Source organism: Streptomyces sp. NPDC059900 (assembly GCF_050270335.1).
Classification (GTDB): Bacteria; Actinomycetota; Actinomycetes; order Streptomycetales; family Streptomycetaceae; genus Streptomyces.
Genome location: NZ_JBNNJZ010000193.1, coordinates 1 through 13,827, shown reverse-complemented (window position 1 = coordinate 13,827; position 13,827 = coordinate 1). Strand labels below are relative to the sequence as shown.

Annotated in this window: 12 protein-coding genes, 1 tRNA gene and 1 pseudogene; 9 read left to right on the top strand and 5 right to left on the bottom strand. The window is 70.8% G+C overall.

Annotated features, from left to right (window positions below):
- The 7 genes from ACQKIP_RS23700 to ACQKIP_RS23670 form a co-directional block, all read left to right on the top strand.
- Positions 1-849: peroxidase family protein (locus tag ACQKIP_RS23700; protein WP_427744000.1), on the top strand; the 849-nt coding region annotated here is incomplete at its 5' end.
- Positions 836-2,263: a hypothetical protein gene (locus tag ACQKIP_RS23695; protein ID WP_365860015.1), complete on the top strand. Its 1,428-nt coding sequence runs from the start codon at positions 836-838 to the stop codon at positions 2,261-2,263. The genes ACQKIP_RS23700 and ACQKIP_RS23695, both read left to right, overlap by 14 nt.
- A gap of 354 nt (positions 2,264-2,617) precedes the next feature.
- Positions 2,618-4,168, top strand: a complete 1,551-nt coding sequence (locus ACQKIP_RS23690; RefSeq protein ID WP_365860016.1) for a sensor histidine kinase — start codon at positions 2,618-2,620, stop codon at positions 4,166-4,168.
- Positions 4,169-4,172: 4 nt separating this feature from the next.
- Entirely contained in the window at positions 4,173-4,583 is a 411-nt protein-coding gene (locus tag ACQKIP_RS23685) for a roadblock/LC7 domain-containing protein (RefSeq protein WP_361200978.1), read from the top strand.
- The gene (locus tag ACQKIP_RS23680; protein ID WP_365860017.1) at positions 4,580-4,966 is read left to right on the top strand and encodes a DUF742 domain-containing protein; all 387 of its coding nucleotides are present in this window, start codon (positions 4,580-4,582) and stop codon (positions 4,964-4,966) included. The genes ACQKIP_RS23685 and ACQKIP_RS23680 overlap by 4 nt, the downstream gene beginning before the upstream one ends.
- Positions 4,947-5,570, top strand: a complete 624-nt coding sequence (locus ACQKIP_RS23675; protein WP_361200982.1) for a GTP-binding protein — start codon at positions 4,947-4,949, stop codon at positions 5,568-5,570. The genes ACQKIP_RS23680 and ACQKIP_RS23675 overlap by 20 nt, the downstream gene beginning before the upstream one ends.
- A complete protein-coding gene (locus tag ACQKIP_RS23670; protein ID WP_365860018.1) occupies positions 5,567-6,826 on the top strand; it encodes a cytochrome P450 in 1,260 nt (419 codons plus the stop codon). Before ACQKIP_RS23675 ends, ACQKIP_RS23670 begins: the two co-directional genes overlap by 4 nt.
- Positions 6,827-6,872: 46 nt before the next feature.
- Here the strand turns inward: ACQKIP_RS23670 and ACQKIP_RS23665 are convergent, their stop codons facing one another.
- On the bottom strand, positions 6,873-7,898 hold the full coding sequence (locus ACQKIP_RS23665) for a 7-epi-alpha-eudesmol synthase (RefSeq protein WP_365860019.1): 1,026 nt from the start codon (positions 7,896-7,898) through the stop codon (positions 6,873-6,875).
- Positions 7,899-8,156: 258 nt separating this feature from the next.
- Between ACQKIP_RS23665 and ACQKIP_RS23660 the strand changes: the two genes are divergently transcribed.
- The gene (locus tag ACQKIP_RS23660) at positions 8,157-9,020 is read left to right on the top strand and encodes a YhjD/YihY/BrkB family envelope integrity protein (protein ID WP_365860020.1); all 864 of its coding nucleotides are present in this window, start codon (positions 8,157-8,159) and stop codon (positions 9,018-9,020) included.
- A gap of 99 nt (positions 9,021-9,119) precedes the next feature.
- On the opposite strand, the gene ACQKIP_RS23655 is transcribed toward ACQKIP_RS23660, so the two are convergent.
- Positions 9,120-9,204: transfer RNA gene (locus tag ACQKIP_RS23655), tRNA-Leu, on the bottom strand.
- A gap of 140 nt (positions 9,205-9,344) precedes the next feature.
- On the opposite strand from ACQKIP_RS23655, the gene ACQKIP_RS23650 reads away from it, so the two are divergent.
- Positions 9,345-10,679, top strand: coding sequence for a DUF2254 domain-containing protein (locus ACQKIP_RS23650; protein ID WP_365855548.1), 1,335 nt, complete (start codon positions 9,345-9,347; stop codon positions 10,677-10,679).
- A gap of 29 nt (positions 10,680-10,708) precedes the next feature.
- On the opposite strand, the gene ACQKIP_RS23645 is transcribed toward ACQKIP_RS23650, so the two are convergent.
- The 3 genes and pseudogenes from ACQKIP_RS23645 to ACQKIP_RS23635 form a co-directional block, all read right to left on the bottom strand.
- Positions 10,709-12,262, bottom strand: coding sequence for an aldehyde dehydrogenase family protein (locus ACQKIP_RS23645; protein WP_365855550.1), 1,554 nt, complete (start codon positions 12,260-12,262; stop codon positions 10,709-10,711).
- A gap of 132 nt (positions 12,263-12,394) precedes the next feature.
- A complete protein-coding gene (gene sucD, locus ACQKIP_RS23640; RefSeq protein WP_365855552.1) occupies positions 12,395-13,273 on the bottom strand; it encodes a succinate--CoA ligase subunit alpha in 879 nt (292 codons plus the stop codon).
- An 11-nt stretch (positions 13,274-13,284) separates the two neighbouring features.
- Positions 13,285-13,827 (bottom strand): annotated as a pseudogene (locus ACQKIP_RS23635) (ADP-forming succinate--CoA ligase subunit beta); the annotation flags it as partial.

Here is a 13,827-nt window from a genome sequence, read left to right as displayed (position 1 = left end):
AACTGGGAGGGCCCGCCGGACAACTGGCTGAACAAGCTCGGCCTGTGGCTCCTGGAGGCCCACTCGCTGACCGGCATCTCCAAGACGCTCCCGGACCACCACGCGGTGCCGTACTCCCTCACCGAGGACTTCGTCACCGTCTACCGGATGCACCCGCTCATCCCCGACGACTACGTCATGCGCGAGCACCACTTCGGGCAGCCCCTGGAGACCCTGGGCTTCCTCGACATCCAGGGCGGCGCGGCCGAGGCCGCCATCCGTAAGACGGGCCTAGCCGACACCCTCTACTCGTTCGGCATCGCCCACCCCGGCGCGATCACTCTGAACAACTTCCCGCGTGCGCTCCAGCGCTTCGAGCGCGACGGCGAGATCATCGACCTGTCGGTGGTCGACCTCGTGCGCACCCGCAGGCGGGGCGTGCCGCGCTACAACGACTTCCGCGCGGGGCTGCACAAGCCGCGCATCAGCCGCTTCGAGGACCTGAGCCAGGACCCCGAGACGGTCGCGCGCCTGAAGGACGTGTACGACTCGGTCGACGAGATCGACACCGTGGTCGGCCTGTTCGCCGAGAACCCGCCGACCGGCTTCGGCTTCAGCGACACGGCCTTCCGCATCTTCATCCTGATGGCCACGCGGCGCTTGCAGAGCGACCGCTTCCTGACCGTCGACTACCGCCCCGAGATCTACACCCCGCTCGGCATCGACTGGGTGGAGCGGGGCGGCATGAAGTCCGTGATCCAGCGGCACGCCCCGGACCTCGCGGGCCTGCTGCCGCGCGGCGCGAGCGCCTTCGCTCCGTGGAGGCAGGTGCAGCCGATGCGCAATGGAGGCACGGATGCCGCGGGCTGACGGCGGTCCCGGCGGTTCCGGCAGTCCCGGCGGCCGGGCGGACGGGCACCACCCCGGCCTCGCCGACCTCTTCGTACGACCGCTCCTGGAGACGGTCTGGCGCCGCCGCACCCACCGGGTGAGCCGCGGCGCCACCGTCCCCGCCGGATCGATGAGTTACGTGTCCAAGGAGGACCCGCAGCCGCTGTCCGAGCTGGAGGAGTCGGTCCTGATCGCCCTCACCGGCTGCACGGGGCTCACGATGCCGGACCGCCCCTTCGACGACCCGCGCAACGGCAAACCGATCATGGCGAAGCCGAACCTGACCATGGCCGGACGCACGGCGGGCAGCCCCGACAACGCGCAGGGCACGCACTTCTTCCTGATCAACGACACCGGCACGTACTACCTGCGGAAGCTGCCCCCGGCGCCGGAGGAACCCTTCGACGGCCCGACCCTGACCGCCCGCGCGCGGGAGGCCAAGGTCAAGGTCCTGGACCGCCGTCTCGACGTGGCGCAGGGCCTGCGGGACTTCCCCGCCTACCTGGACTCGAACCGCTTCCTGTCCAACCTGCCGGGCACGACGGTCCTCTTCCCGGTGGTGGACCTGTCCCACCAGTACATCAACGCCCTGATGTACCTGCTCACCCAGCCGGACGGGGCGCGGCCCACGCTGGTGGACGACCGGAACTTCTACCGTCCGGCGGGCGTGAAGAAGTGGGTCAAGAACGGCTTCCTGAACGGGAAACTGAAGCTGCCGCTGGGCGCGCTCGGCCCGCTCCGCACCCAGATCGAGGCGGACCTGCTGCTCCAGAACCTGATGCTGGTCGCCGACGCGATGGGCCTGGGCGCCTGGATCCACGCGTCCATCAACCCGCAGATCGCCCTGGGCGACCCGAAGTTCTCCCGCACCTACGGCCGCATGCTCGGCTTCACCTTCGTCACCCCGCGCTGGCGCCCGGCCGACGTGTGGCGCTGGCACATCCCGCTGCCCAAGTACGCCAACGTGCGCTCGCATCCGGTGGGCCTGCGGGCGCCGGACGGCGAACCGCTGATCTCGGCGACCTGCCCGCCCGCGTTCGCGTCGATGTCGGAGGCGGTGGACGCGGTGATCCGCGAGAAGTTCGGCCCCGGCGGCGTCTACGGGGACAGGGACGTGTTCAGCCGCATCTACCGCGAGGACTACGGCCGGCGCTACCTGGCCGAGGCGAGCGAGTACGAGGAGCGGGTGGTCGAGTGCGCCCGCGACATCTGCACGTACATCCTGCGCACGCACCGCCGCTTCCCCGCGCACACGGACGCGATCCACGTCCCCGGCATCTGGCTCCAGGCGCATCACGTGGAGAACGAGTACTACGACAGGTTCTTCGTCCGGGGCCTGACGCCGGCCCACCGCCGGCACGAGGAGCTGTGGGACGGTCAGGGTCACGGCTAGGGGGCGGTCAGAGGCAGAACCAGGGGCACAGTCAGGGGCACGGGTGGCGGCGCAGAGAAGGGAACCACTGGTTCCGGCCACCTTCCGTGCTCCTGGCTGAAGATCATCCACGGCCCGCCTCCCGCGACCTGCCGGGTTGATCAACAACCCTCCGCACCAGATAAGCTCCGCTCCAGCGCCGCGAGTTGACGCGATCTCAGTCTGTCGCGCACCACGGCGCTGTCGCGCTGTCGTACGGGGGATCACGCAGGTGATCGAGGGGGGTGCCGCCGTCCAAGGCGGTACCGAGATGCGATGGGTGCGACCCCTTGGTTGGGTTGTCCACTCTTCGATCGCGTTGGTTTGAGGATGCAGATGGAACTTGCCACTCCGCCGTCGGCGGCAGCCCGGGCGCCCGCGGCCTGGCACAGCTGGTGGCTGCTGCCGGTCGGTCTCGGCGGCGGCAGCGTCGCCACCCTGGCCGCCGGCACCGACCCGGCCCGAATACCCACAGCGGTCGCGGGCCTCGCGGCGACCGCGGCCGCCTCCGCGTGTATCCGCCTCCTGCTGCGCGCACGGCAGGAACTGCGCCGCACGGCCGACGAGGCGCACACCGCACAACTGAACCACTCCCAGCAGTGGCAGCAGCACGTCGCCGCCCTGGAGCGGCGGTTCGAGGACGAACGCGCCGCCTTCGAGGCCCACCAGATCGACGAGGCCAAGGCCTGGCAGTGGCGCCTGGACCGGCAACAGGCCCTGGTGGCCCGCCTGGCCGACGAGTTCCTGCCGCAGGCCTTCGAGGGCCTGCGCGGCGGCGAAGCGATCGAGGACGTCCTGCCGCTCGCCCTCGACCAGGAGACCGAGATCACACCGGAGTTCAGGCTCGAGGTGCGCAGGGCCCTGCGCACCGCCCTGATCGCCGTCGAGGAAGAACTCAACCGCAGCACGTCGGCCGAGCACGCCGTGATCAGCATCGGCAGCCGCATCCACGTGCTCACCGGAAAGATCCGCGGCCGGCTGCACGAGATGCAGGGCGAGCACGGCAGGACCCCGGCCGTCGCCAGGGGCCTGATGGAGCTCGACCAGGCGATCGGCCCCGCCGACTGTCTGGCCGCGAGCATCGGCGTGCTCGGCGGCACGGACCGGCCGGGACGCCAGTGGCAGGAGCCGCAGCGGCTGCTCAGCGTCGTGCGCGGCGGCATCGGCCGCATCAAGGACTTCGACCGCGTCCAGGTGCGCCAGCTGCCCGAACTCGGCGTCGACGGCGGTCTGGTGGACCACCTCACGCTGGTCTTCGCGCACCTCCTGGACAACGCGGCACGCTACTCGCCGCCCACCGAGCCGGTCGTCGTCTCCGGCAAGGAGGTGCCCAACGGCGTCGGCATCGAGATCCAGGACGCCGGCAAGGGCCTGACCGACGAGAAGAAGCAGCAGGCGCTCCAGGCACTCGATGGCGTCGCCGCGGGCCCCGGCCTCGGCGGACTCTCCGAGGACGCACACCTGGGCCTGCGCGTGGTCGGCACCCTCGCCCGCAAGTACGGCATCAGGGTCACCTTCGCCGACTCGCCCTGGCTCGGCACCTCCGTGGTCGTCGTCGTACCGCACAAATACTTCAGCCAGCTGCCGGCCGCCCCCGTGACGGCACCGGACCGAGCGGCACGGACGGAGACCCCCGCGGTGGAAGCGGCCCCTCGTACGGAGCCGCCCGCCGCCCCGGCGGCCGCCGACGACGTCACGCCGGGCGGCCTGCCCCGGCGCAGGAGCAAGCGCACCGAATCCCCGAACGGGGCCGACAGCGAGCCGGCAGCCACCACGGGCACCCACGCGGCGCCCGTCGTGCCGCCGGACGCGTCCTTCACCGGCATGGCCGCCTTCGCCACCGCCGGACGAGAGACCGACGAGCCCCGCACCGAAGAGAGCGACTAGCCACATGACGCAACACGAAACCGACGTGAGCTGGGCGCTCCGTGACCTGACCGAGAGCATCAAGGAGATCCGCTTCGCCCTCGTCGCGTCGAGCGACGGCAAGGCCATCACCTCCTACGGGGCCGACGACCCGGACGACGTGGACCGCTTCGCCGCGGTGGTCGCGGGCCTGCAGGCGCTCGCCCAGCCCGTCGCGGCCCAGTTCCCCAAGTACGGCGGCCAGTTGCGCCTCGCGATGATCGAGGTCGACGGCGGGCACCTGTTCGTGGTGCGGGCCGGAGTGGAGACGTACCTCGGAGTCCTGGCCAGGGAAGGGCTCGACCAGGGGCTGCTCGGACACCAGATGAGAGACCTGTCCCGCAGGATGGGTGAGCTCCTGGGCACCACTGCGCGGCAGGAGGAGCAGCCTGGATGAGCGGCCCCCACCGGTCCGGCCCCCCACGGCCCACGGACCCGTCCGGTCTCGAGCGCTACTACGTGCTCACCGGCGGTCGCAGTGGTCCCGGCGGGCCGGCCGCCGGCCTCGACGTGGCGACCCTCATCGTCTCCCGCTCGGCCCCCGCTCCCGGCATGCAGCACGAGCACGAGGAAATCGTGCGCCGGTGCCGCGATCCGCTGTCGGTCGCCGAACTCGGCGCCCATCTCGGACTGCCGTTCAACATCATCGCGGTGCTCCTGGCCGACCTGCTGGAAGCAGGCCGGGTGGACGCCCGTGATCCCATCCCGGCTTCCACACCCGGCCATGGGGCGGACCTCGCGCTCCTTGAGGAGGTACTCAGTGGACTACAAAGGCTTTGACCGTCCGGACCAGCCGACGTCAGCGGGCTCCCTGCCCGCCGAGAGCCGCTCGGTCAAGGTGATGATCGCCGGGGGCTTCGGCACCGGCAAGACCACCATGGTCCGCTCCGTGAGCGACATCAAGCCGCTCACCACCGAGGAGACCCTCACCCAGGCGAGCATCGACGTCGACCACCTCATCGGGGTCGCCGACAAGAACGAGACCACCGTCAGCCTCGACTTCGGGCGGATCGGCCTCAACGAACAGCTCGTGCTCTACCTGTTCGGCACACCGGGCCAGGAGCGCTTCTGGTTCCTGTGGAACGGCCTGTTCAAGGGCGCCCTCGGAGCCGTGGTCCTGGTGGACACCCGGCGTCTGGCGTCCAGCTTCCGGGCGATCGAGGAGATGGAGCGGCAGGGCGTGCCCTTCGTCATCGCCCTCAACGTCTTCCCGGACTCGCAGAACCATCCCGTCGAGGAGATACGGGACGCCCTGGACATCCCGGAGCACACACCGGTCGTCGCCTGTGACGCCAGGGACCGGGAGTCGAGCCGCGATGTGCTCATCGCCCTGATCCGTCATCTGAAGGAACGCTCGACCGCCGCCCTGGAGGCCGCCCGATGACCACTGACGCCCCGCAGGCCTCCGGAGGCTGCCCGGTCCGGCACGGCGCACCGGACGGGTCCGCACGGCTGTACGGGCAGGACGTGGCCGAGGAGCAGCAGGGCATCTACGACCGGCTGCGCAAGCAGCACGGCACGGTGGCCCCCGTACTCCTCGAAGGGGACATACCGGCCTGGCTGATCCTCGGCTACCGCGAGAACCGACGGGTCCTCGAGAACCCGCGCCAGTTCGCCCGCGACTCGCGGATCTGGCGGGACTGGAAGGAGGGCCGCGTCGAGGACACCTCGCCCCTGATCCCGATGCTCGGCTGGCGCCCCGACTGCGTCTCCCAGGACGGCGAGCCGCACCGGCGGCTGCGCGGCGCGGTCACGGACGGCCTCAAGGCCCTGGCGGACCGCGGCGTCAAGCGGCACGTCACGCACTTCGCGAACAAGCAGATCGACGCCTTCGCCGAGGAGGGCAGCGCCGACCTCGTCGCGCAGTACGCCGAGTACCTGCCGATGCTGGTCCTGACCCGGCTCTTCGGCCTGCCCGAGCGGGAGGGGCGCAGGCTCGCCGAGTCCTGTGCGCAGGTCCTCAAGGGCGGCGCGGACGCCGTGGCGCACAACGACCGCATCATGCAGATCCTCCAGGCACTGGCCGAGCGCAAGCACACCGAGCCGGGCGCCGACTTCACGACCGGGCTCCTGGCCCACGGGGCCGGCCTCGACGACGACGAGGTCCTCAACCATCTGCGCCTGGTCCTGATCACGGCCCACACCACCACCAGCAACCTGCTCGCCCGGGTCCTGCAGTCCGTGCTCACGCACCCCTCGCACATGGCGGGCCTGGTGAGCGGTCAGCTCAACATGTCCGCCGTGGTCGGGGAGGTCATGTGGAACACACCGCCGCTGGCCGTCCTGCCGGGGCGGTTCGCCACGGCCGACCTGGAGCTCGGCGGCCGGCAGATCAAGGAGGGCGACCTGATCGTCCCCGGTCTCGCCGCGGGCAACCTCGACCCGGAGATCAGGCCGGACGCCTCCACCGACCTGCACGGCAACCAGGCCCACCTGGCGTTCAGCGGGGGCGCGCACGAATGCCCGGGGCAGGGGATCGGCCAGGGCATCATCGAGACGTCCGTCAGCGTCCTGCTGCACCGGCTCTCCGGGCTGCGCCTGGCGATCGCGCCCGACGAGCTGACGTCCACCGCGTCCACGTGGGAGGCGCGCCTGGACCGGCTTCCGGTGGAGTTCACGCCGCAGAGCGCGGCGGCCTGACCCGCGGGCCGGAGCGCGTCGCGCGCTCCGGCCCGCAGGGCCCGATTCAGACGGTGAGCAGGTCGTCGAGCGATCCGCGCCCCTGTTCCTCTGCCGCGGCCGCCGGGCTGTCCTTCACGGCCGCGTACCGGCCGGTGACCAGGGCCCACTCGTAGTTTCCGTTGATCCAGTGCCGCGCGGCGTCCACGCCCATCCGCACCAGATCGCGCTCACCGTCCGAGAGACCGAGCTCGTCGCACATGGCGGGCACCCGGCCCTCGAACTCCAGGTAGTCCTGCAGCCGCTCCGTGGTCATCCTGATCGCCTCGGCGGCGGCCTCCTCCCAGGAGCAACCGCGTTCGTGGCGCAGCACGGTGATCAGGTTGTGCCCGTCCCCGCGGCGCTTCTCGCGCTCGAAGGAGTGGATGTCGTTCATGAACCCGATGGTGTCCGCCGCGGCGTCCCGCAGCCCGATCATCACCGGATGCGCCTGAGCCTGCGCGGGCACCTCGAAGCGGCGGCTGCGCTCACCGGCGTCGATGCTGTGATGGATGCCGACGGTACGGCGCCGGAACTCGGTGTACGCATCAAGGCCGAGGGCGGTGCCCCGCGCGGCCAGGTCGACCTCCTCGGAGTGCGCGACCAGGAACCGCCCCCAGGAGGCGGCGAACCGTGACCGCCAGGCGAGCGACATGCCGTCGGCCAGCTGCGCCCACACCTGCGCCCAGGCCACGGTGATGGGGCAGATGACGCGGGGTTCGCTCCCGGCGGGCCGCAGCGGCGTCGCGATGAGCTCGCGGGCGACCTCGGCGATGCGGTCGGCGCGGTCGGGCCGCCCGGTGTCGAACTGGTCGTCGAAGAGGAAGGCCAGGGAGAACCAGTTCATCAGGACGACCATGTCGTCGGCCGACGCGTGCGGATACGTACGTATGGCGGCCTGCGGCAGGTCCCAACTCTCGTATTCGTCGAACCCGGCCTGACTTCGTACCAGACCCATGTCCTTCACCCAACGCAGATGCTGCTCGCGCGCGTAGTCGAGATGCTCGCTGACCGGGGTGGTGAAAGGGAGGTCGAACCGGACGTCCTGCGGCATGCGCGTTCTCCTAGAAAGACGCACGGGGTCCCCCCTGCACCCAGCGTGCGAGCGTATGTTCGGTTGATCGATCAACTGCGCCAACAGGCTGCCCGGGGCCTAAACGATCTACGCTGTGATAGAGATCATTCCGCTTCCCAACAGTCTTCCGTGGCGCGGGGGTTGCGCTATCGGGAAGTGGACGCTCCGCATCCGGGGGTTGCCCGTTCGGCGGTAAGCCGGACTGCCTCCGCGCCGATTACGGGTAGGCGATCCGACATGCCCCCAGCACCCGGTACGCCGGACCACGGCGACCCCGCGCGGCACGGACGCCGCTTCGCGCGCCTGCACCACCGCGTCCCGGCCTCGGTCGTGGGCCTGGCCTGGAGCCGTGGCCGCGAGATGGAACTGATGCACCGCGCCATGGGCTTCGCGGCGCTCAGCTTCCTCACGCTCGTGCCCCTCCTCGTGGTCGTCGCCGCGGCCGACCTGGCACGGGGGGAGGGCTTCGCCCGCTGGCTGGTGCAGGGGCTCGGGGTCTCCGAGGTCCCCGAGGAGGAGATCGAGCGGCTCTTCGGGACGCCGGGCCAGGCCCTGCGGCAGACGACGGCACTGGGCCTGGCCGCGCTCGCGGCGTTCGGCGTCACCTTCGGCTCCGCCGTGCAGACCGGCTACGAACGCGTGTGGGACCTGCCCGCGGCACGCTGGCACACGATGTGGCGGCACGTGGTCTGGCTGGCGGCGCTTGTCTTCTTCCTGCTGCTCTTCGTCACCGCGCCCTCGCCGGAGGAGTCCTCGGCCGCCGAGACCGCCCTGGTCACCCTCGGCGACACCCTCGGCGTCTTCCTCTTCTTCTGGTGGTCGCAGCGCTGGCTGCTCTGCGGCCGCCTCCGCTGGCGGGCCCTGGCCCCCGGAGCCGCGGCGACGGCCCTGGGCATGCTCGGCCTCCGGGTCTTCTCGCAGTTCGTCTTCTCGCCGCTGATCGCGTCGAACGCGGTGACGTACGGCCCGTTCGGCACCGTACTGATCCTGCAGTCCTGGCTGGTGGGCGTCGGCTTCGTCGTCTACGGCGGCGCTTTGGTGGGACGCCTCGCCCACGAACAGCTGCTGCGGCGCAGACTCCCGGCCGACGGAACGGACTGACAAGCGAACCGACGGAACGAACCCACGGAACGAACCCGCGGAGGGCAACGCAAAAGGTGCTGACCAAAAGCCGGTCAGCACCAGTTGGTGTACTGCTTGTGTCCGAGGGGGGACTTGAACCCCCACGCCCGATAAAGGGCACTAGCACCTCAAGCTAGCGCGTCTGCCATTCCGCCACCCGGACTAGGTGTCTGCCGTTCGCGGGGTGTTCCCCGCGGCGACATGGACAACAATACCAAGCTTTCGGAGTGCCTTTCACCTGCGTATCCGCACACCTCCGGGCCGGTGCCCGGCGCCTCGCGCCAACGCGCTTAGAGTCTCACCATGAGTGACGGGTTGATTACGGGAGTGCCTGCTGGGGCGAAGGTGCGGCGGCCCCGGCTGCTGTCCCCGTTGCGCGAGCATCTGCGGGACACCATGTGGTTCGCGCCGACCACCGGACTGGTGGGCGCCATGGTGCTGTGGGCGCTCGCGGCCGAGCTGGACAGCCAGATCGTGGACGCGGCGCGGGAGGCCGGAGACTACGAGAGCATCGAGAGCCTGATGGGGATCGCCGAGGACGCCAAGGCGGTGATCAGCACGATCGGCTCGGCCATGATGACCTTCATCGGGGTCGTCTTCAGCATCTCCCTGGTGGCCGTGCAGATGGCCAGCGGGCAGTTCAGCCCGCGGGTGGTGCGGCTCTACGTGAGATCGCGGATCACCAAGATCACGCTCACCGTCTTTCTGGCGACGTTCCTCTTCTCCCTGATGACGCTGACGTCCTTCGACAGCGAGAACGATCCGGAGCTCCTGACGAGCGTGCCGCTGATCGAGTCGGTGCTGGCGATGGCCATGGTGTTCCTGAGCCTGCTGCTCTTCGTGGCGTACGTGAACGGCACGCTGCGCATGATGCGGATCAGCTTCGTCATCGACCGGATCGCCCGGGAGTCGCTCCGCGTGGCGGTGAAGCACCCGACCGAGGGCGCGGTGGACGACGAACGCCTCGGCCCCGCCACCGCCCGGATCACACACCGGGGGCGGGCCGGGGTGCTGCGGGACGTGAACATCGCCCGTGTCGTGCGGGCGGCCGGGCGCCACGGCGTGGTGCTGCGGCTGCTGCCGCGCATCGGGGACTTCGTGGTGCCGGGGACTCCGGTGTTCACCGTGCACGGCGGGGCGGCGCCGCCACCGCACGCCCTGCGGTACACCGTGCACGTAGGCGTGGAGCGCACGTTCCACCAGGATCTCGGGTTCGGGCTGCGGCAGCTCTCGGACATCGCGCTGCGGGCCCTGTCCCCCGCGGTGAACGACCCGACCACCGCCGTGCAGGCGCTGGACCGCATCGTCCAGTTCCTGGCGTCCGTGGCCGGGTATCCGCTGGGCGCTCTGCGCCACCGCGACCGGCGCGGGGCGGTACGGATGATCCAGCCGGTGCCGGACTGGACCGCGCTCGTGGATCTCGGGTTCGCCGAGATCCGGGGATTCGCCACGGGCAGTCCGCAGGTCACCCGGCGCATGCTGGCCGGGCTCGACGACCTGCTGCGGCTGGCGCCCGAGGAGCGCAGGCAGCCGCTTCTGCGCCACCGCGAGCTGCTCGCGCAGGCGGTGGAACGCGCGGTCCCGGAGGCGGCCGACCGCACGTTCGCCCTGCTGCCCGACCGGCAGGGCATCGGCTGACACATCCCCGATCCCCTGCCGGCCCGGGCTCACGCCATCAGGTGGTAGCTCGGGAAGTTCCCCGGCGGCCGTTCCATCGCGGGGCCGTGCGTGACCGCCCGCACCAGCAGGTCACCCCCGACGAACGCGCCGCGCCAGGACGCGCCGAACCCGCCGAACAGCTCCTCCCTGTCCCCGCGCGAGCGGGCCTTCCCGTGGCCCGTCTTGAAGGCGCGGATCTGCGGCGCGAGACGTGCGTACGTCTCGGGGTCGTCAGTCGACAGCGTGGCGACCAGCGCTCCGTTCGACGCGTTCATGGCAGCGAGCAGCTCCGCCTCCGTGTCGACCAGGACGATGGTGTCGACCGGGCCGAACGGCTCCGCGTGGTGCAGCGGAGAGGAAGGGGGCGGGCCGAGGAGCGTGACGGGGTGGACGTACGCGTCCGTGTCCTGGCCCGGCAGGAAGCGGCCGGCCGACGGGGCGCCGCGGTACAGCGGCACGGCTCCGCGGTCGATCGCCTCCGCCACCTGGTCGCCGAGCTCCTTGGCCTTGGCCGCGTTGATCAGCGGGCCGAAGTCCAGCTGCGGGAACGGGTCCACTGCGTGCTCCACCGCCAGGGGGTGGCCGACGCGGACGGTGCGCACGGCCGGGAGGTAGGCGGCGAGGAACTCGTCGAAGAGTCCGCGCTGGACGACGAATCGCGGATAGGCGGTGCAGCGCTGTTTGCCGTAGTCGAAGAGCTTGGGGATGACGGCGCTGAGCGCGTCCCAGTCGCTGTAGTTCCAGATGCCCCAGGTGTTGAGTCCTTCCTGTTCGAGGATGTGCCGCTTGCCGAGGTCGGCGACGGCCGTGGCGACGGCGGCGCCGGTGTCACGTCCGCCGACGAAGGAGACGCAGCCGATCTCGGGTGCCCGGACCAGCGCTTGGGACAGTTCGCCCCCGCTGCCGCTGACGAGGGTGACGGGAATCCCTTCGCGTGCGGCCAGGGCGCACGCGAGGGTCAGACAGGCGACGCCGCCATCGGTCGGGGTCTTGGCGATGACTGCGTTGCCCGCGAGTGCCTGTACCAACACTGCGTGAACGAGCACACTCATCGGGTAGTTCCAGCTCGCGATGTTGGATACCGGTCCGTCCAGCGGGGTCCGGCCCTCGATCATCGGCTCGATGCCGTCGACGTACCAGCGCACGCCGTCGATGGCCCGGTCGACGTCGGCCCGGGCGAGCCGCCAGGGTTTGCCGATCTCCCAGACGAGGAGCAGGGCGAGCAGGTCGCGGTGTTCGGTGAGGGCGTCGAGGGTGGCGGCGACGCGGGCGCGCCGTTCGCCGAGCGGGATGTGCCGCCAGGCGCGGTGCTGGTCGAGCGAGGCGCGTACGGCCTGGTGGGCGGTGGCGGCGTCGAGGCGCGGCGGGCCCGCGATGGGGCTGCCGTCGACGGGGGACGTGGCGGGCAGGGCCCGGCCGTCCGCGTGCCAGGTTCCGTTCCAGAGGTTCAGGACGTGGTCGTCGCGGAAGGCCTCGGGCGCGACGGCGAGGCAGCGTTGCCAGGCGTCGGTCCAGGCCGTACCGGCTTTGAGGACGGGGGGGTTGGTGAGGGTGGGTGCCATTCGGGTGTCTCCGCTCACGGTGCACAGTCGGGGCGGGAGGTGCATGGCTCCTGCGGGGCCGCTCGGATCGCGGCCCGCGCAGGTGTGCTGGGGGACGCTAGTGCAGGCGGAGCCTGTCACCTATGAGTGACATCACGCCCCGAGCCGGTTGAGAACGAGTTGCGCTGTTTCCGTCGGCGTGGCGCCGACCCGCACCCCGGCGGCTTCCAGTGCCTCCTGTTTGGCGCGCGCGGTGCCGGAGGAGCCGGAGACGATGGCTCCCGCGTGCCCCATGGTCTTGCCCTCGGGTGCGGTGAAACCGGCGATGTAGGCGACGACCGGTTTGGTGACGGCACGTTGGATGTAGGCGGCGGCGCGTTCCTCCGCGTCGCCGCCGATCTCGCCGATGAGCACGATCAGTTCGGTGTCGGGGTCGTCCTCGAAGGCGGCGAGGCAGTCGATGTGTGTGGTGCCGATGACGGGGTCGCCGCCGATGCCGACGCAGGTGGAGAAGCCTATGTCGCGCAGTTCGTACATGAGTTGGTAGGTGAGGGTGCCGGACTTCGAGACCAGGCCGACGCGTCCGGGTTTGGTGATGTCGGCGGGGATGATGCCCGCGTTGGCCTGTCCCGGCGTGATGAGTCCCGGGCAGTTGGGTCCGATGACGCGGGTGCCGCGCTCCTTGGCGTACGCGTGGAAGGCGACGGCGTCGTGCACGGGGATGCCCTCCGTGATGACCACGGCGAGGCCGATTCCGGCGTCGGCGGCCTCGGTGACCGCCGCCTTGGAGAAGGCGGGCGGCACGAAGACCACGGTGACGTCGGCGCCGGTGGCCTCGATGCCCTCGCGGACGGAGCCGAAGACGGGGACGGCGCGGTCGTCGAAGTCGACGGTGCGGCCGGCCTTGCGGGGGTTGACGCCGCCGACGATGTCCGTGCCGGCCGCGAGCATGCGGCGGGTGTGCTTCATGCCCTCGGCTCCGGTCATGCCCTGGACGAGGACCTTGCTCTCTTTGGTGAGGTAGATCGCCATGTCCCGGCTCCTTAGGCAGCGTTGGTGTGTCCTGCGAGTTCGGCGGCCCGGCGGGCGGCGCCGTCCATGGTGGTGGCCTGCTGGACGAGGGGGTGGGAGAGGGCGTCGAGGATGGCGCGGCCGCGTACGGCGTTGTTGCCGTCGAGGCGGACGACGAGCGGCTTGGTCAGCCGGACGGATTCCAGTGCCCGGACGATGCCGTCGGCGACGGCGTCGCATGCGGTGATGCCGCCGAAGACGTTGACGAAGACGGACTTGACCGCGGGGTCGGAGAGGATGACGGCGAGGCCGTCGGCCATGATGCGGGCGGAGGCGCCGCCTCCGATGTCGAGGAAGTTCGCGGGGCGCGCTCCGCAGCCCGCGACCACGTCGAGGGTGGACATGACCAGGCCCGCGCCATTGCCGATGATGCCGACCTCGCCGTCGAGCTTCACGTAGTTGAGGCCTTTGGATGCGGCGGCGGACTCCAGCGGGTCGTCGTGGGCGGAGTCGTCGGCGCCCCAGCGTGCCTGGCGGAAGCGGGCGTTGTCGTCCAGGTTGACTTTGCCGTCGAG